The organism is Streptomyces sp. ADMS (genome assembly GCF_033441795.1).
In the GTDB taxonomy this organism is placed as follows: Bacteria; Actinomycetota; Actinomycetes; order Streptomycetales; family Streptomycetaceae; genus Streptomyces.
This window is the reverse complement of sequence record NZ_JAVFVX010000094.1, coordinates 12,145-30,690: the sequence shown is the minus strand read 5'-3', so window position 1 is coordinate 30,690 and position 18,546 is coordinate 12,145. Positions and strand designations below refer to the sequence as shown.

The window sequence follows — 18,546 nt, the reverse complement described above, 5'->3', positions numbered from 1 at the left end:
TGGAGTGATCCGCTTCTGAGCGGCAAGCGAGCTGCGCGGCCCGCCTTGTCCTTTTGCCAACGGAGTCCTGGAGCAGCGGCTGGCCGGCCTCTTCCCTACGTTCACGACAGCGCAGGCACGTCAGGCCCTGCTCTCCCACTCGCGATGCCACAGAACCCGGCGACCGCTCGCCACCTGCCCGTAGGGGACACTGTGCGATGCCCGGCAGGCTGCCATGAACCAGGCCCTGCGCACGATTCCCTGTCCGCCCACGGTTCTGGTAGCGGCTGCGATCAGCAGGGTTGCGGTGGGCGACAATGCCGGTGGTCACCAGGCCTCGCCTCCCTACGGGCGAAATGAACAAGGCGATCCCAAATAACAAGCCTTTTGTTAAACTGATCCCATGTCCGCCTCTCCTGCTCCAGGCGAAGGCCCCGTCCGCCCGGTCTCCGTCTCTCTCCACGAAGGCACCATCGCCGCCCTCAAAGCACGCACCGGCAAGCGCGGCATGTCCGCCTACGTCGAAGCCCTCATCCAGCGCCAACTGGAACGCGACCGACTGCGCGAACTGATCGAAGACGCGGAAACGGAACACGGACCGGTCGACCACGCCGCGGTCGAGGCCAAGCGGGCCATCCTGCGCGGTGACGCAGCAGGCTCGGCGGACGCCGCGTGAGCGGCACCCTCGTCCTCGACTGCGAGGGTCTGTCCAGACTCGTACGACGCGCACCCGAACTCACCGAGTGGCTGACCGCAGCCGAGGCCGAGGACATCCGCGTCATCGTCAGCTCCGTCACCCTCGTCGAAGCCCGCGACCCCAAGATCAACCAGGCCCGCTTCGACTACGCCATCTCGCGCGTCAACATCGTCCCGCCCACCGAAGCCATCGCCCGCCACGCGAGCAAGCTGCTCGCCGCAGCCGGCCTGCACGGCCACAAATACGCCCTCGACGCCCTCGTGGCTGCCACCGCACTCTCCGCACCGTCCCCCGTGACCGTCCTGACATCAGACCCCGAAGACCTCCACATGCTGTGCGGCCCCGGCGTCCACATCATCAAGATCTGACGCAGCCGCCGCCGGGTCGGCCGCGACCTCCGACTCGCTGCCGCTCAGCACAACTCTGTCCAATCAACTGGGCGCCCACTGTCAGTGCACTGAAATACGCTGCCCTTCCGCGCGGTCGGGACCGCCGGGGGCACCAACCACAGCTCACTCACACTTCCCCGTCCGGGTGTCGGCGGCGGCTGAATCCTGACCCGGTGCGGGCGGTCCTCCTACGCGGGCGACGGACTGTGGATAGCGGACTGTGTGACGGCCGGTGAGCCCCGTATCCAGGCGAAGTGGCTTTTCCACCAGTACACCGACGACCCGGTCGACACGAACGTCCCCGACTTCGCGACCAAGCAGGCGCTGCAGAAGTGGGCGGACTTCAACTGACGGATACGTCGGCTGACGGGTACGGCCGACCTGCCCTCTGCACAGCCGTCGCACCGCACGGGGTGCGCGCGTTCACCGTGCCCCTCGACGACATCGACGTCAGCCGCTGGAACCGCGCCCGGGACCGGTCGGCGTACGGCAGCGGCACGGCGGCCGCCGCACGCGCCCAGGCCGGTCTCCTCAACCGGGTCCGGCGCGGGTTCGCCGGCACGCTCCGGGGCCGCCCTCGACGCGGGCCTCGCCACCCTGACCACCGTCGGCGACCGCCGCGCCCTCACGACCCCGCATGCGTTCGCCGACGTCGACCTCGCCTCCCGCGTCACCGCCGTACAGGCTCCCGGACCGGCGCCACTGACGACGGCGTACCGGCGGGACCGTACCCGCGAGGTGGAGGCCGGAGACGCGAGAGGCGCCCACCGACGATCCGGTGGGCGCCCCGACACGCATTGCTTCGTACCGCTTCGCACTACTTGTTCAGGTACGTCCAGAACTCGTCGAACGACAGGAGCTTGTCGCCGTCGATGTCCCGGGAGGCGATGATGACCTCGGCCACGGACTCGGTGACGTTCCAGTCACCCGCCTGCGCCAGGGCGGACTTGAACTCGGCGGCCGTGATGAAGCCGTCACCGTTCGTGTCGATCCGCTGGAACTGCTTGTGTGCTTCCTCGATGTCCGCCACCGGGACCCGCCCCTTCATGTACGTACTGCTGACGAGGTCAGATTAACCGGCCAGGTGAGCACGTGGCCCGGGCCAGCTCGCCGATGGTGAGATATCCGGTGCCGTCGTCGATCATGTTTGCGAGTCTGGGCCTTCCAGTGGGTGGAGACTCAAGTACGCGGGAGGAACGGTATGGGGGACGCGCTCAGGGACGTTCTCGACTCCGTCGCGCGGGGCGTCTTCCCGCCCGCCGACGGCCGGACGACCATCGTGCCCCAGGCCTCCCACCGAGACGCCGGCGTCCTCGCGTTCACCGCCCACGCCGTCGTCTTCACGGACGAGGACCCGGCGTGGGTACGCCGGACGCTGGCCGGCGTGGACAGCGACGCGCTCTCCGCGCCGATGAATCCGCGCTTCCTGGCCGCTCTCATGGACCGCACGGGCCGTTCGAACGAGACGATCGACCTGCTCGCCGTCGCCTCCCCGGTCCGAGGTGAGCCGCCGCTGACGCTGACGGAGATCGACGACCCCGGCCATCACCGGGTCACCCGGGCCCACAGGCACCGCGACGACGTCCGGGTGTGGACGGCCGGCGGCGGGGTGCTCATCCTCGGACGCGGGGTCGCGGGGCGGCTGGAGGCCGCAGTGGAGGTGGCGGAGGCGGTACGCCACCGGGGGCTGGGGCGGGCACTGGCGTCCTCGGCGCGGTACCTGAGCGGCGGGGAGCCGGTCTGGGCCCAGCTGGCCCCGGGGAACGCCCGCAGTGTGCGGGCGTTCCAGGCGGCGGGGTTCGTGCCGGTGGGCGGGGAGGCTCTGCTCCTCGCCCACTGAGAACTCCGCGGGGTGTGTGGTTCTTTTGCTGCGGGCCGGTGGGGACTGGTCGCCCCCGCGCGGCGGTAGCCGCACATCGACACAGCCCCGCGCCCCTACGGGGCCGCGCCCCCTGCAGGGCGCTGGACTCAGTGCCAGGCCTCGTAGTGCGGGTTGCTCTGGCAGTCGCTCATGTTCTCGACCTTGGTCGTCCTGTTCACCGGGCAGACGCCGATGACGTACTTCCGGTCGATGCCGCCGGGGAAGGCGACCTCGACCTGGTCGGCCCATTTGTGGGTGTCGCCGATGGTCCTGTTCACGTCCACGCCGCCCGGGGCGTCGATGTAGTAGTTGTAGCCCGCCTTCCACCACGTCTTGTACAGGTCGTGGTCGTACGTCGTGGAGACGTACGGGGAGGGCTGGTTGACCAGTACGTACTGCTCGATGTCGTACTGGCCGTTGATGACGTCCCTGGGCCTGAAGCCCTCCGCGAAGACGGTCTCGGGTCCGCGGCCGTCGCTGCGGTAGAGGGTGCCGCAGCTCTTGCGCCAGACCGGCTCGGGCGTGATGCGGTCGACGTCCACACGGCGGTCGACGGCGGCCTTGACCGGGTCGTCGAACTGGGGGCAGGCCGGGGCTGCGGCCTTGGTGACGGCCTTCGGAGCGGCGGTGGGAACGGTCGCGGCCGAGGTCGCGAAGACCGCGGCCAGGGAGAGGGCGACGGCAGCGGTCCGCCGCCGCAGGCGAGTTGTGATCATGGGTGCACCATGTCGGGTCTGCGGCGGCGGGCCTGGGATCGTCACTCGATCGGCGGCGTGTCACATGACGTACCGCGGGTGGGCCAACTGGGCCCGGATCAGCGGAAGATGCCGGTGTGCCCGAGCGAATAGCGGCCGGGCTGGGGGTAGACGGCGAGTCCGTGCGGGCCGCTGCCCACCTTGACGCGGGCCAGCTGCTCCCCGGTCCGGGTGTCGATGGCGTACACCTCGTCGTCGTAACGGCCGGACAGCCAGAGGACCTTGCCGTCGGCGGAGACGCCGCCCATGTCGGGGCTGCCACCGTCCGGAAGCCGCCACTTCTTGGTGAGCTCGCCCTTCTCGAAGTCGAAGACGGAGACGCTGCCCTCGCCCCGGTTGGAGACGTACATCTCGCGGGAGTCCCGGCTGACGTACAGCCCGTGGGTGCCCTTGCCGGTGGGCAGGAGGGTGGGCTCGGTGAACCTGTCGCCGTCCAGGACCCACATGCCGTCGGCCATCATGTCGGCGATGTAGAACCGCTTGCCGTCCGGCGAGATCTTGACGTCCTGCGGCATCGCGCCCTCGAAGGGAAGCTTCTGTTGCCCGACGACCTCCATCTTCTCCGTGTCGACCTTCAGCAGCTCGCCGCTGAACTCGCAGGACACGACGAAGTACCGGCCGTCGAGGGAGAAGTCGGCGTGGTTGACGCCGTAGCAGCTGACGGGCACTGTCTTGGCGATCTTCATGGTGTGCGGGTCACGGAAGACGAGCTCGCGGTCGAGGGAGGCCATGACCACGGCGTACTTGCCGTTGGGCGTGAAGTAGAGGTTGTACGGGTCGTGGACGTCGACCGGTTTGCCTGCCTTCCCGGTCTTCGGGTCGATGGGCGTGAGGGTGTGGCCACGGTTGTTGTTGACCCAGAGCGTCTTCAGGTCCCAGGAGGGGACGACATGTTGGGGCTGGCGCCCGACCTGGATCGTCTCGACGATCTCGTACGTCTTCGGATCGATGACGGAGACGGTGTCGGACTCGGTGTTGGGCACGTAGACGCGGGACGGGAAGTCCCGGACGACCGGGGACAGTTTGTTGGGCCGGTCGGCGGCGTACACGTCGCGCGGGTGGAGAACGGGCGGCATCCCGGGCAGTCCCTGGACAACGGGTCTGGCGGGTGCGGCGGGCCTGACGGGCTTCACCGGTTTCACCTCGCCGAGGGTCCGGTCCGGCTGGTCCCCGGTCTCGGTGCCGCAGGCGGCGAGTCCGGCGAGGACGGTGAGAGCGGCTCCCGTGACGAGGGCACGGGCGACCGCGGTGCGGGTGGGGGCAGGGGCGGTGGGGGGCATCAGCTCAGCAGCTCCGTGGTGGTCACCGCGCGCAGGCCGCGGCGGTCGAGTTCGTGCAGGAGGCCGGGGAACGCGGCAACGGTGTCCGCGTATCCGAAGTGCAGGCTCACGATCGATCCGGCGCGGACCCCGGCCATGACGTTGCGTACGACGGCGGGGGCGCCCGGCGAGGTGAAGTCGAGGGAGTCGACGTCGTACGACAGGACGTGCGGGTAGCCGGCCCGACGGGCGAGCCGTTCGACGAGCGGGGAGGCCCGGGCGCCGCGCGAGGGCCTGAACCAGGTGCCGATGGACCCGGTGAGCCTTGTCAACCGCTCGGCGCACCCCCTGATCTCGGCAGCGGCGTCCGCCTCCGGCATGGCGTTGATGTCGAGGTGCCGGAGGGTGTGGTTGCCGAGGTCGTGCCCGCCGTCGAGGACGCGGCGAGCGAGGCCGGGATGGGCGTCGAGCCAGGTCCCGACGGCCAGCACGGTGACACGGGAGCCGTGTTCCTCGGCGGTGGAGAGCAGCGTGCGGGCGGTGGCGGGGTCGCCGTTGCCATGGAAGGTGAGGGCGACGCGGGGGCGGTCACGGGGGCCGTGGGTGATCTGGGCGGGGTGGTGCGGGAGAGGGGCGGGGGCGGGAGTACGGGGCACCGGTGTCCGGGACGTGGGGGCAGCGGGGTGAGCGGCGGCGCCGCCGGTCGCACACCCGGTGGTCAGCACCCCCGAGGCAACGATCCCGGCGCCCGCGCGCAGCACCGCCCTGCGGTCGGTCGTGGTCACCCGCACCATTTAAGGGGTTCTGGGCCGCAAAACGGGCGATTGGCCCGCCCGTACGGCCAGGCGGCCTCACACCTGTTCGCGCGCCCTACCGGTCAGTGACCCGCATCTCGAACCACGTCGTCTTCCCACGCGGCAACAGGTCGACTCCCCACCGGTCGGAGAGCTTGTCCACCAGCATCAGCCCCCGCCCGCTGATGTCCATCTCCTGAACCGGCATCAGACACGGCAGCCCCCGTGAGGGGTCCCGGACCTCCACCCGGATCCATCCCCGGCGCCGGCGCATCCGCAGGCCGAACACTCGCGCACCGGTGTGGCGCACCGCGTTGCCGACCAGTTCGGAGACGAGCAGCACCGCGTCTTCCGTCATCTTGGGGGTCAGCCCCCACTGGCGCAGGACGACGACCTGGGCGAGGCGGCGCGCGGTCGCGGCGGACTCGGGGCGGGACGGGAGCGGAACTTCGGCCTCCGTCGGGTTTCCGAACAACTCGAGCGCCTTGAGTGCCCGCTCGTCCTCCACCTCGGGCGACCACCGCGCCGCCGTCGCACGGCCGTGTCCCCGCGGCTGTTCCATGCCCTCCAGCCCCGCCATGCCCCCATCATGGCCGCCCGAACCGCCGCCCGGGGCCGTTCCCGAGGAATACGCCCACCGGAACGGGTCGTTCCGAATCGACTGTCCGGCATATGCTGACGGCATTTCGTGGGGCCCTAAGTCCCCTTCGACCTGCGGCGGAAGCTCACTTTCGGGCAAGCGACAGGCCTCCTCGACAAGACGGGCTTAAGATTGCCTTAAGGCTCCCATAAACCGCCCTATCGAGGGACCCGGATAAGACATCGCGTCAACTGCGAGTGCCCTGAGGGGCTCGGACGGAGTCAGCGGAACCCGGAGTCACCGGAGTCAGCGGAATTTCGCCTTACCGGGACCTTCCTCCACGAAGCTCCGCATCCCGATCTCCCGGTCGTCCGTCGCGAACAGGCCCGCGAACCAGCTCCGCTCGATCGCGAGCCCTGTCTCCAGGTCCGTCTCCAGACCCGCGTCGACAGACTCCTTCGCCGCGCGCAGCGCGATCGCCGGTCCCCGCGCGAGCTTCGCCGCCCACGCGTGCGCCTCGGCGTACACGTCGGCGGCCGGGACCACCCGGTCCACCAGGCCGAGCGACAGCGCCTCGTCCGCCTTGACCATCCGTCCCGTGAAGATCAGGTCCTTGGCCCTGGACGGGCCGATCAGGCGGGACAGCCGTTGTGTACCACCCGCGCCGGGGATCACACCGAGCAGGATCTCCGGCTGACCGAGTTTCGCGTTGTCACCGGCGATGCGGTAGTCCGCGCAGAGCGCCAGCTCACAGCCGCCGCCGAGCGCGTAGCCGGTCACCGCGGCGACGACCGGCTTGGGGATACGGGCGACGGCACTGAAGGACTCCTGCAGGTCTCTGGACCGGGCGACCATCGCCGCGTGGTCCATGGCCTGCATCTCCTTGATGTCCGCGCCGGCCGCGAACACCTTCTCCCCGCCGTACACGACGACGGCCCGTACGTCGTCCCGGCGCGTGATCTCCTCCGCGAGCTCCTTGAGGCGGTCCTGGGTGGCGACGTCCAGCGCGTTCATGGGCGGCCGGTCCAGCCGGAGCGTACCGACGCCTTCGGCGACTTCGAGATGCACAGTCATGGAGGCAGGTTAACGGGGACTAACGGGTACGGGCCCGGTGCCGTCAGTCACACCGGGCCCGTGGAACGCCGTGCGGCGAAGGGAGTGGAGAGGCTACGCCTTCCACTTCTCCCAGGACATGTTCCAGGCGTTGAGGCCGTTGTCCGGGGCGACGATGCGGTCGTTGGAGTTCTTCACGACGACCACGTCACCGATCATCGACCGGTCGAAGAACCAGGCCGCCGCGATCTTGCCGTCGTAGCCGCCGCGTACGTCGCGCAGGCCGATGCAGCCGTGGCTGGCGTTGTAGTTGCCGAAGGCGTCGCCGCCCCAGTAGTTGCCGTGGATGAAGGTGCCGGAGGTGGTCAGGCGCTGGGCGTGCGGGACGTCCTTGATGTCGTACTCGCCGCCGTAGCCGACCGTCTCGCCGTTCATCCGGGTCACTTCGAGGCGCTCGGTGATGACCATCTGGCCGTTCCAGGTCTCGTACCCGGGCGCGCCGGTGGTGACGGGGATGGTCTTGATGACCTTGCCGTCCCGTCGTACGACCATCTTCTTGGTCTTGACGTCGACCGTGGATACCTGGCTGCGGCCGATGGTGAAGGAGACCTGCTTGGCCTGCTTGCCGTAGACGCCGGGGCGTCCCTCGACGCCGTCGAGAGCGAGGGCGACGGTGACCTTCGTACCCGGCTTCCAGTACTTCTCCGGGCGGAAGTCGAGACGGTCGTTGCCGAACCAGTGGCCCTCGACGTCGACGGCCGGCTCGGTCCTGACCGTGATGGCCTTCTCGACGTCCTCGGGGTGTGTGATGCCGCGCGTGAAGCGGATCGAGAACGGCATGCCCACGCCGACCTTGGAACCGTCCTCGGGCGTGAACGTGCCGACGAAGGTGTTCTTCGGGGTGAGGGTGGTGAAGGAGGACTCCTCCGCCGCCGTACGCCCCTCACTGTCCTTCGCCACCACGTGCACCTTGTACGTGGTCGACGCGGCGAGATGCGTCGAGGGCGCCCACCTGGTGTCGCCGGCGGTCAGGGTGCCCGCGACCTCGTTGCCCTTGGGGTCCTCGACCGTGACCTCGGTCAACTTGCCCTTGGCGGCGCTGACGGTGAGGGCGCCGCTGGTGTCGACGGACCTGGCGCCGTTCCTCGGCGCGATGGTGACGACGGCCTGGGACTGCTGGGACTGCTGGGCCTGCGCGGTGGTGGAGTCCTTGCCCTTCGGCTTGGCGTCGTCGGCCCCGGATTCCGGGTCACCGCCTCCGCCGCACGCCGTGACGGCGACGAGCAGGGCACCGACCAGCAGTGCCAGTGGCCCCCTGCTCCCGCGTATCCCGCTTCCCCGCACCCCACCCCGCCGCGCAGTCCCCGAAGCCCCCGATATGTGTCGCCCGTTCAAGCTTTCTCCCCTCCCGTGGCCTGGTCAGGCCCGCTTCCCCGGCGCTTCCCGCGCACCCCGGCGCATATTAACCACAAGGTCACGCCCCCCGACGGCCCCAGAAGGTCACCGTTCCGTCCCAACATCATCAGATTGTCGGACCCGACCGTTCAGGTCACTCCAGTGACCGTTACCTCGCGCCGGTGACCGTTCTGCCGCCCAACTCGCCGCTACTTCACGGCACCGCCCGCCTTCCACTCCTTCCAGCCCATGTTCCACCCGCCGAGCCCGTTGTCAGGAGCGACCTTCTTGTCGTTGCTGTGGACGACCTCGACGACGTCGCCGACGAGGCTCCGGTCGAAGAACCAGCCGGCCGGACTGTCCGAACTGCCGCCCTTCACATCCCTCAGCCCGACGCAGCCATGGCTCACGTTGGTGTTGCCGAAGACGTCCGGCGCCCAGTAGTTGCCGTGCAGGAAGGTTCCGGAGGTGGTCAGGCGCATCGCGTGCGGCACGTCCGGGATGTCGTACTCCCCCTTGCCGTCCTTCTTCTTGAAGCCGACCGTGGCACCGTTCATCCGGGTCAGCTCCAGCATCTCGGTGACCACCATTTTCCCGTTGTACGTCGTGGTCCTGGGCGCCCCCGCGGTGATCGGCACCGTGGCGAGCAGATCCCCGTCGCGCCGCACCTCCATGGTGTGCGCGGCGGCGTCGACCAGCGAGACCTGGCTGCGGCCGACGGTGAAGGTGAAGGTCTTCCGCTGGATCCCGTACACCCCCGGCGCCCCTTCGACGTCCCGCAGCGCCAGATCGACGGTGACCCTGGTCCCCGGTTCCCAGTACTCCTCGGGCCGGAAGTCGAGGCGGTCGGAGCCGAACCAGTGCGGGCGGATCTCGACGGCGGGTTCGGCGGTGACGTGGACGGCGCGCTCGACGGCGGCGCGGTTCCGGATCTCCCGGTTGAACTCCAGCGACACGATCATTCCGGTGCCGACGGTGGCGCGGTTCTCCGGGGTGACGTATCCGATGAACCGCTCATCGGGCACGTACGTGGTGAAGGTCGTGTGCCGGGCCGAACGGCGTCCGTGGCCGTCCAGCGCCACGACGTCGACCGTGTACCTGGCGGCCAGCGCGAGCCGCTGGTCGTCGGGCCGCCATGACATCCCGTCGTCCGAGATCCGCCCGGCCACCGCCGACTTCTGCGCGTCCTGGGACCTGACCACCCTCACCGACTCCAGGCGCCCACTGGACACCCGTACGAGAAGGGGGTTCCCGGGGCGCACGGAGCGGCTTCCGTCGTCGGGCGAGACGCGGATCACATCCTCCGGCGCCCGGGGTTTCCCGAACACCGAGTCCGCCCCGCCCACCCCCTCCGAAGTGCAGCCGGCGGCTCCGGCCAGCAGTCCTGCCCATGTCAGTACGGCGACCAGCCCGGCCCTCGCGCGCCGAGCGCGCCCTTGTACGTGCCTCACGCAGGACCCAACGACTCGGCCCGCCCTGGGGAAACGTGAGTGCGAGCCATGCTCTGGGCAGAACAGGGGGGAGAAACGACGCAGAGGACAACGCACCAGGGCAGCGCGGCCGGGACGCCGCACATCTGTTCGCGCTGTGCTCGCTTCGTTTCCTCGTTCCACTCGTTCCACGAGTCGCGGGAGGCGGAGAGGTGTCCAGCGCAGCCGAACAGAAGGCGGTGGCGGATCAGCGCGCCGTCGGGGACGGGCATCCCTCCACCGTGCTGAACGGCGCGTCACGCGCCGCTCTGCCCGCCGTACCCGTGTGGCCGGGAACACCGATGCCTCTGGGCGCACGTTTCCGCACGGGCCCGGACGGGGTGTCGGGCACCAACTTCGCGCTGTGGGCGGGCGGGGCGGAGTCGGTGGAGCTGTGCCTGTTCGGGGAGGCGGAAGGGGCAGGCCCCACGGAGACACGCGTCCCTCTCACCGAACTGACGCACGAGATCTGGCACGGCTTCGTGCCGGGTGTCATGCCCGGGCAGCGGTACGGCTATCGCGTACACGGCCGCTGGGACCCGTGGACCGGCGCTCGCTGGAACCCGGCGAAGCTGCTCCTGGACCCGTACGCGCGGGCGGTCGACGGCGATTTCGACCTGCCTCCCGAGGTGTACGGGCACGTCCGCGACTGGCCCCAGCAGCAGGTCGCGGACACCGTGCGCGACGACCGCGACTCGGCGCCGTTCGTCCCCAAGGGGGTCGTCGTCCACGATGACACCACCGACGACGAATGGCTGGACGACCGCCGGCCGAAAACGCCGTGGGCGGACTCGGTGATCTACGAGGTCCACGTCAAGGGCTTCACCAAGCTGCACCCGGGCATCCCGGAGGAACTGCGCGGCACATACGCGGGCCTGGCGCACCCGGCGGCGATAGAACACCTGACGAAGCTGGGCGTGACGGCGGTGGAGCTGCTGCCGGTGCACCAGTTCGCGCACGAGGACCACCTGCTGCGCCGGGGCATGAGGAACTACTGGGGCTACAACTCGATCGGCTACTTCGCCCCGCACGCGGGATACGCGGCGACGGGTACGGCGGGCCAGCAGGTCGGCGAGTTCAAGCGCATGGTGCGCGCACTGCACGCGGCGGGCATCGAGGTCATCCTCGACGTGGTCTACAACCACACGGCGGAGGCGGACGAGAGAGGCCCCACGCTGTCCCTGCGGGGCATGGACAACAGGGGTTACTACAGGCTCCAGAGCGACGCACGCCGGTACGCGGACTACACGGGCTGCGGAAACACTCTCCACGTGGTCCAGCCGCACGTGCTGCGCCTGATCACCGACTCGTTGCGGTACTGGGTGACGGAGATGGGCGTGGACGGCTTCCGGTTCGACCTGGCGGCGGCCCTGGCCCGTTCGATGCACGACGTCGACATGCTCTCCCCCTTCCTCGCGGTGATCGCGCAGGACCCGGTGCTGCGCCGGGTGAAGCTGATCGCGGAACCGTGGGACGTGGGGTCGGGGGGCTACCAGGTGGGCGCGTTCCCCCCGCTCTGGACGGAGTGGAACGACCGCTATCGCAACGCGGTACGGGACTTCTGGCGGGGCGCACTGCCGGACGTACGGGACCTCGGCTACCGCCTGTCGGGTTCGAGCGACCTGTACGCGTGGGGCGGTCGCAGACCGTACGCCTCGGTCAACTTCGTGACGGCGCACGACGGTTTCACGCTGCGGGACCTGGTGTCGTACGAGCGGAAGCACAACGAGGCCAACGGGGAGGGGAACCGGGACGGCACCGACGACAACCGCGCCTGGAACTGCGGCACGGAGGGAGAGACGGACGACGAGCACGTACAGGCGCTACGACGGCGCCAGTTGCGGAACCTGCTGACGACGTTGTTGCTGTCGACGGGCGTGCCGATGCTGGTCGCGGGCGACGAACTGGGGCGTACCCAGGGGGGCAACAACAACGCGTACTGCCAGGACAACGAGATCAGCTGGGTGGACTGGAGCCTGCTGGAGGACCCCGGCTGGCGAGCGCTGACCGAACTGACCGCCCGCCTCATCGAGTTGCGCCACCGCCATCCCGTACTGCGCCGGCGCGCGTTCTTCTCCGGCAGGGCCCGTTCGGTGGACGGACTGCGGGACCTGGCCTGGTTCACGGCCCGGGGCGCGGAGATGACGGAACGGGACTGGTACGCGCCGGCGGCGACGCTGGGCATGTATCTGTCGGGCCGCGACATCCCGGGCCGCGACGCCCGGGGAGTGCCGATCGTCGATGACAGCTTCCTGGCGGTACTGCACGCGGGTGACCGTCCGACGGCCTTCGCGCTGCCGGGTGCGCCCTGGGCGGAGCGGTACGAGGTGGTCGTCGACACGTCACGGGAGGAGCAGGGGGAGGCGCCGGGGGTGGAGTACCGGGCGGGGGACGAGATACCTGTGCCGGGGCGGGCTGTGCTGTTGCTGCGGGTGGTGGGGTGAGGGGCGGGCAGGGGTGCGTCGGCCCGCGCCCGGACGCCAGCGACCTGGTCCAGCGCCATCTGTCGCTGAGCCCACGGTCTCCCTCTCCTTTCCCTACTCCTTTCCCTCGCCTCGCGCGCGTACGACTTCTCGAACGCGCAGGTCGTAGTACCTGCGCCCGACGAGAACCGGGCCGAAACTCGGTAGGCACTGTCAGTGGTGGTCCGTAGGCTCGGTGCTGATGTCCACGACACGTGCAAACGCCAAGGAACCTGAGACTGCGAACACCCCCGGCCGTTCCGCCGTACGCACTCTGCTGCGCCTGTGGCCATATGTGCGGCCAGTGCGTGTACGGCTGTTCACCGCCGCCCTCGTCGCTGTCGTGGCGTCGTGCATGGGGCTGGTGATACCGCTCGTCCTGAAGTGGATGGTGGACGGGCCGATCGCCGACGGGGACTCCCGCGGCGTGTGGCTCGGGGCGTTGTGGCTGCTGCTGCTCGGGCTCGGGGAGGCGCTGCTGTTCGGGCTGCGGCGGTGGCTGGTGGCCCGGCCGCTGGCCGGCGTCGAGGCGGCGATGCGGGCGGACCTGTATCAGCGGCTCCAGCGGCTGCCGGTGACCTTCCACGACCGGTGGCCGTCCGGTCAGTTGCTGTCCCGGGCGACCTCCGACCTGATGCTGCTGCGGATGTTCCTCGCGTTCCCTCTGACGTTCCTGCTGGTCAACGCGGTGACGATCCTCGTCGGCGTGATCATCATGCTGGTCCAGGACTGGTCGCTCGGGCTGGTGATCCTGGGGCCCGCCATCCCCGTACTGGTCGTGTGCATCGTCTTCGAGCGGCGCTACCACCTCGTGGCCCGGCGCGCACAGGACCAGGTGGGTGACCTGACGACGGTCGTCGAGGAGAGTGTGCTCGGCATCCGGATCATCAAGGGGTTCGGGCGGCACCGGAGTCAGGCGCGGGCCTTCCGTGAGCTGTCGCGGACGTTGCGCGGGACCGAACTGCACAAGGCCCGGCTGCTGTCGGGGATCTGGGCGGCGATCGTCACGCTGCCGGAGCTGGCGATCGGGGCGGCCCTCGTGCTGGGGACCGTGCAGGTCGCCGACGGTGATCTGTCGGCCGGCACACTGGTCGCCTTCCTGTCCACGGCCCTCGCCCTGCGCTGGCCCGTCGACTCCATCGGCTTTCTGCTCGCGATCAGCCAGGACGCGGCCACCGCCACGGAGCGGTACTTCGAGGTGATGGACGAGGATCCCGAGGACGACGGGAAGGCGGTTGCGGAGACTGTCCCCCCTGGCGCCGCGTCCACGTCCTCCGGCGACGACCGTGGGCTGCGGTTCCACGGTGTCTCCTTCCGGTTTCCCGACGCCCCCGCCGACTCCCCTCCCGTCCTCGACCGCGTCGACCTCCACATCCGCCCCGGCGAGTCCATGGCCCTCGTCGGCACGACCGGCAGCGGCAAGACCACGCTCACGGCGCTCGTCCCCCGGCTGCACGAGGTCACCTCGGGGCGCATCACCCTCGACGGGCACGACATCTCCGCCCTGCCCAGAGAAGAACTGCGCGCCCTGGTCGCCGTCGCCTTCGAGGAACCCACCCTCTTCTCGGCGAGCGTCGGCGACAACGTCCTCATGGGGGCCGGGGACTGCGCGGGCGAGGCCGAGTTGCGCCACGCGCTCTCTGTCGCGCAGGCCGATTTCGTGCACTCGCTTCCGCAGGGCGCGGACACCCAGGTCGGCGAGCAGGGCCTCAGCCTCTCCGGCGGCCAACGGCAGCGGCTGGCGCTGGCCCGGGCGGTCGTGGGCAAGCCCCGGTTCCTGGTCCTCGACGACCCACTGTCCGCGCTGGACGTGCACACGGAGGCCGCCGTCGAGGCCGCGCTGCGCCGGGTCCTCGCGGACACCACGGCGCTGATCGTGGCGCACCGACCGTCCACGGTCCTGCTCGCCGACCGTGTCGCCCTGCTCTCCGCCGGCCGGATCGCCGCCGTGGGCACACACCACGAACTCCTGCGGACGAACGCCGAGTACGCCTGGCTGATGGCCGGCGCGGACGAGGAGAGCGACCGCGGCGACACCCCCCACGGCACTGACAGCTTCGAGGAGGCCGCCCGATGACGGCGCCCACGACCACCGCGCCGACCCCCGACGACGAACAGCCGCCCGACACCTCCACGGCATCCAGGGCCTCCGAACCGAGCGCCGAGGCGGCCCTCGGCACTGCCCAGTCCCCCACCTCGGGCGACCCGTTCGACCAGGACGACCTGCCCATCCCCAAGGGCGCCACCGCCACCCTGCTCCGCTCCCTCCTCGCCCCGATGAAGGGCCGAGTCGTCCTCACCGCCGTGCTCCTGCTGCTCCAGCAGGCGTCCGTCCAGGCGGGCCCGCTGCTCGTCGCGTACGCCATCGACCGTGCCGTACCGGCCTTCCGCGACCACGACAACGGCCCGCTCGTCGCCGTCGGGGCCGGCTATCTGCTCTGCGCGCTGGCCTCGGGCGGGCTGCAGTACTGGTTCGTCTCCGCCGCCTCCCGGGTGAGTCAGGACGCGCTGCTCGATCTGCGCGGGCGTATCTTCCGGCACGCGCAGGCGCTCAGCCTCGACTTCCACGAGCGTTACACCTCGGGCCGGCTGATCTCGCGCTCCACGGCGGACGTCGAGTCACTGCGCGAGCTGCTGAACGACGGGCTCCAGGAACTCGTCGCCGTCGCCCTGTCGTTCGCCTACATCTCGGCGATCCTGCTCTGGCTGGACTTCGGCCTCGGCGCGCTCGCCGTCGCGTCCTTCGTCCCCCTCTGCCTCCTCATCCGGCTCTACCAGCACCGGGCCGGCCGCGTGTACGGGCTGCGGTCCACCGCCATCGCCGCCGTCATCGTCAGGTTCGTGGAGACGATGAACGGCATCCGGCCGGTGCGCGCGTTCCGCCGCGAGGCCGTCAACGACGCGGAGTTCGAGGTCCTCAACCGGCGGCACGAGCGCACGAACGGCGACGCACTGCTGGAGATGGCCCGTTATGTCGTCGGCTCCCGGGTCGTCGCCAACACCGCCGTCGCGGCGATGGTGCTGTGGGGCGCCCACCGGGTCGCGGAAGGCTCGCTGGAGCTGGGTGTGCTGGCCGCCGCCGTGCTGTACCTGCGCCGGCTGTACGACCCCATCGACCGGCTCGGCATGTTCCTCAACTCGTACCAGTCGGCCACCGCCTCCCTGGAGAAGATCTCCGGGCTGCTCGCCCAGACGCCCTCCGTTCCGGAGCCGCCGACTCCCCGGCAGCTTCCGGTACGGGAACCAGGGCACCCGGGCCGCGAGGTCGTCTTCGACGGGGTCCGTTTCACCTACCGCACCGGCGGCGAGGTACTGCCCCGCTTCGGCCTCACCCTCCCCGCCGGCCAGACCGTCGCGGTCGTCGGCTCGACCGGCGCCGGCAAGTCCACCCTGGCCAAGCTGCTCGCCCGCTTCTACGACCCCACCGAGGGGCGGGTCCTGCTCGACGGCGTCGATCTGCGCGACCTCACGGGCACCGACCTCCGGCGCGGGGTCGTGATGGTGACGCAGGAGGCCTTCCTGTTCTCCGGCAGCGTCGCCGACAACATCGCCATAGGCCGCCCGGACGCCGAGCGCGAGGAGATCGAGCGGGCCGCCAAGGCGATCGGCGCGCACGACTTCATCACCGCGCTGCCCGAGGGCTACGACACGGACGTACGGAAACGGGGTGGCCGTATTTCCGCCGGGCAGCGCCAACTGGTCGCGTTCGCGCGGGCGTTGCTCGCCGATCCGGCGGTGCTGATCCTCGACGAGGCGACCAGTTCGCTCGACATCCCGGGTGAACGGGCCGTGCAGCGCGCGATGTCGACGGTACTGAAGGGGCGTACGGCCGTTGTGATCGCGCACCGGCTGTCGACGGTCGGGATCGCGGACCGGGTGCTGGTGATGGAGCACGGGCGGGTCGTCGAGGACGGGCACCCGGCCGAACTCATCGCCGGTACGGGCCGGTTCGCGGATCTGCACCGGGCCTGGCGGGACAGCCTGGCGTGAGTCGCCAGTAGTTCGGTACGGATCAGGACAGTTACGGGGACGGGGACGACGGGCACATGATCGACGCGTACGAGGATCCCGGCACGCCCGACCACCGTGGCCCCGGCCGCTATCTGCTGTGGCTGGTGCGGCAGCAGTGGCGGCGGTCTGCGGTCGGGGCACTGCTGGGCAGCAGTTGGACGACGCTGATGGCGCTGTCGCCGTATCTGATGTCCCGGGCCGTCGACGACGGTCTGGAACCGGGTGACCAGGCCGTGCTGGCCGGCTGGGCCGGCGCGATCCTCGCCGCGGGGACGTTCAGTGCGTGGCTGAGCATCATGCGGCACCGCACGATGACCCGGATCCGGATGGACGCCAACTTCCGTACGGTCAAGGTCGTGATCGGACAGGCCGTGCGGCTGGGGGCCGCGCTGCCCCGGCAGGTCGGGGCCGGGGAGGTCGTCACGATCGGCGTCGGCGATGTGTCGACGATCGCCCAGTCGCTGACCTTCGTCGGGCCGGGCGTCGGCGCGATCGTCTCCTACGGCGTGGTCGCCGGACTGCTGCTGTCGGTGTCGCCGACGCTCGCCGCGGTGATCCTGCTCGGCGTGCCCGTCGTCGCGCTGCTCGTCGGACCGCTGCTCGGGCGGCTGCAAGGGGTGGAGTCGTCGTACCGGGAGCGGCAGGGCGTCCTGACCACCCGGATCGGGGACCTCTCGGGCGGGCTGCGCGTACTCAACGGGCTCGGCGGCAAAGGGCTGTTCGCGGACGCGTTCCGCCGTGACTCGCGCCGCCTCCAGGAGCAGGGGTACCGGGTCGGGGCGGTGAGCAGCTGGATCCAGGCACTCGGGGTCGGGCTGCCGACGCTGTTCCTGGCCCTGGTGACCTGGCTCGCGGCCCGGCTGGCCGCCCAAGGGTCCATCACCGTGGGCGAGTTGGTGTCGGTGTACGGCTATGTCGCCGTGCTGATCGTGCCGGTGGCGTTCTTCATCGAGTGCGGTTTCCAGATCAGCCGCGCCCTGGTGGCCGCCAGGCGGGTCGTACGGTTCCTGGCACTTGAGCCCGACGACGACAGCGGCGGCCGGGGCCTGGACGCGCCCGCGTCACCCTCCGCCCTGCACGACCCCGAGTCGGGCGTGAGCGTCGTACCGGGGCGGCTGACCGCGCTCGCCGGTGCCCGGCCCGCCGATGCCGCCACCGTCGTCGACCGGCTCGGCCGGTTCACTCCGTCGGCGGCGACCTGGGGCGGCGTACGACTCGACGAGATGTCTCTCTCCCAGGTACGCGCCCGCGTCCTGGTCGCCGACAACGAGGCCGACCTGTTCGCCGGGACCCTGCGCGACCTGGTCTCCGGGCGCCGGGAGCCGACCGGGGAGGCCATCGCGCGGGCGGTGCGCGCGGCCGTCGCCGACGACATCGTCCTCGGGCTGCCGGACGGGCTGGACTCGGCGATCGACGCCCAGGGCCGCAACCTCTCCGGCGGGCAGCGGCAGCGCGTACGGCTGGTGCGGGCGCTGCTCGCCGACCCCGAGGTGCTGCTCGCCGTCGAACCGACGTCGGCGCTGGACGCGCACACCGAGGCCACCGTTGCGGACCGGCTGCGCGCCGAACGCACGGACCGTACGACCGTCGTGGCCTCCACCTCGCCCCTGATGCTGGACCGCGCGGACACCGTGTACTACCTGGTCGACGGCAAGACCGCGGCAGTCGGCACCCATCAGCGGCTGCTCGCGGAGGAACCGGGATACCGGGCCCTGGTGGCCCGCGACGCGGACGAGCCCGACGAAGAGCACCCGGTGAGCGAGGGCCCGGCAAGCACCAAGGAGTCCGTACGGTGACCGCCCAACTGCCCATCGCCACCGCAGCGGACGTACGCCGGGCCGC

The 18,546-nt window shown here is 70.4% G+C and carries 16 protein-coding genes and 1 pseudogene; 8 read left to right on the top strand and 9 right to left on the bottom strand.

What is annotated here, in order from left to right; genetic code table 11:
- Positions 1-382: 382 nt before the first annotated feature.
- The 3 genes and pseudogenes from RB628_RS30670 to RB628_RS30660 form a co-directional block, all read left to right on the top strand.
- Positions 383-655 (top strand): hypothetical protein, encoded by a 273-nt coding sequence (locus tag RB628_RS30670; protein WP_318323836.1) that lies wholly within the window; start codon positions 383-385, stop codon positions 653-655.
- Complete coding sequence (locus RB628_RS30665; protein WP_318323835.1) at positions 652-1,044, top strand: type II toxin-antitoxin system VapC family toxin; 393 nt, start codon at positions 652-654, stop codon at positions 1,042-1,044. The genes RB628_RS30670 and RB628_RS30665 overlap by 4 nt, the downstream gene beginning before the upstream one ends.
- 204 nt (positions 1,045-1,248) lie before the next feature.
- Positions 1,249-1,416: pseudogene (locus RB628_RS30660) on the top strand (muramidase); the annotation flags it as partial.
- Positions 1,417-1,596: 180 nt separating this feature from the next.
- Here the strand turns inward: RB628_RS30660 and RB628_RS30655 are convergent.
- Complete coding sequence (locus RB628_RS30655; RefSeq protein ID WP_318323834.1) at positions 1,597-1,833, bottom strand: hypothetical protein; 237 nt, start codon at positions 1,831-1,833, stop codon at positions 1,597-1,599.
- A 49-nt stretch (positions 1,834-1,882) separates the two neighbouring features.
- Positions 1,883-2,095, bottom strand: coding sequence for an EF-hand domain-containing protein (locus tag RB628_RS30650; RefSeq protein WP_318323833.1), 213 nt, complete (start codon positions 2,093-2,095; stop codon positions 1,883-1,885).
- Between the two features lie 171 nt (positions 2,096-2,266).
- On the opposite strand from RB628_RS30650, the gene RB628_RS30645 reads away from it, so the two are divergent.
- Positions 2,267-2,905, top strand: coding sequence for a GNAT family N-acetyltransferase (locus RB628_RS30645; protein ID WP_318323832.1), 639 nt, complete (start codon positions 2,267-2,269; stop codon positions 2,903-2,905).
- Positions 2,906-3,033: 128 nt separating this feature from the next.
- On the opposite strand, the gene RB628_RS30640 is transcribed toward RB628_RS30645, so the two are convergent.
- The 7 genes from RB628_RS30640 to RB628_RS30610 form a co-directional block, all read right to left on the bottom strand.
- Positions 3,034-3,642 carry an ADP-ribosyltransferase gene (locus RB628_RS30640; RefSeq protein ID WP_318323831.1) on the bottom strand — a complete coding sequence of 203 codons (609 nt, stop codon included), beginning with the start codon at positions 3,640-3,642 and terminating at the stop codon, positions 3,034-3,036.
- A 98-nt stretch (positions 3,643-3,740) separates the two neighbouring features.
- A complete protein-coding gene (locus RB628_RS30635; RefSeq protein WP_318323830.1) occupies positions 3,741-4,961 on the bottom strand; it encodes a YncE family protein in 1,221 nt (406 codons plus the stop codon).
- The gene (locus RB628_RS30630; protein ID WP_318323829.1) at positions 4,961-5,734 is read right to left on the bottom strand and encodes a polysaccharide deacetylase family protein; all 774 of its coding nucleotides are present in this window, start codon (positions 5,732-5,734) and stop codon (positions 4,961-4,963) included. Before RB628_RS30630 ends, RB628_RS30635 begins: the two co-directional genes overlap by 1 nt.
- 76 nt (positions 5,735-5,810) lie before the next feature.
- Positions 5,811-6,314, bottom strand: a complete 504-nt coding sequence (locus RB628_RS30625; RefSeq protein ID WP_318323828.1) for an ATP-binding protein — start codon at positions 6,312-6,314, stop codon at positions 5,811-5,813.
- A 306-nt stretch (positions 6,315-6,620) separates the two neighbouring features.
- A complete protein-coding gene (locus RB628_RS30620) occupies positions 6,621-7,388 on the bottom strand; it encodes an enoyl-CoA hydratase/isomerase family protein (RefSeq protein WP_318323827.1) in 768 nt (255 codons plus the stop codon).
- Between the two features lie 93 nt (positions 7,389-7,481).
- Entirely contained in the window at positions 7,482-8,762 is a 1,281-nt protein-coding gene (locus tag RB628_RS30615) for a L,D-transpeptidase (protein ID WP_412180747.1), read from the bottom strand.
- A gap of 209 nt (positions 8,763-8,971) precedes the next feature.
- Positions 8,972-10,213, bottom strand: a complete 1,242-nt coding sequence (locus tag RB628_RS30610; RefSeq protein WP_318323825.1) for a L,D-transpeptidase — start codon at positions 10,211-10,213, stop codon at positions 8,972-8,974.
- A 191-nt stretch (positions 10,214-10,404) separates the two neighbouring features.
- On the opposite strand from RB628_RS30610, the gene glgX reads away from it, so the two are divergent.
- From glgX to RB628_RS30590, 4 genes are all read left to right on the top strand, one after another.
- Positions 10,405-12,675, top strand: a complete 2,271-nt coding sequence (gene glgX, locus RB628_RS30605) for a glycogen debranching protein GlgX (RefSeq protein ID WP_318323824.1) — start codon at positions 10,405-10,407, stop codon at positions 12,673-12,675.
- Positions 12,676-12,895: 220 nt separating this feature from the next.
- On the top strand, positions 12,896-14,770 hold the full coding sequence (locus RB628_RS30600; RefSeq protein ID WP_318323823.1) for an ABC transporter ATP-binding protein: 1,875 nt from the start codon (positions 12,896-12,898) through the stop codon (positions 14,768-14,770).
- Entirely contained in the window at positions 14,767-16,683 is a 1,917-nt protein-coding gene (locus RB628_RS30595) for an ABC transporter ATP-binding protein (protein ID WP_318323822.1), read from the top strand. Before RB628_RS30600 ends, RB628_RS30595 begins: the two co-directional genes overlap by 4 nt.
- Before the next feature lie 56 nt (positions 16,684-16,739).
- The gene (locus RB628_RS30590) at positions 16,740-18,500 is read left to right on the top strand and encodes an ABC transporter ATP-binding protein (protein ID WP_318323821.1); all 1,761 of its coding nucleotides are present in this window, start codon (positions 16,740-16,742) and stop codon (positions 18,498-18,500) included.
- Positions 18,501-18,546 lie beyond the last annotated feature (46 nt).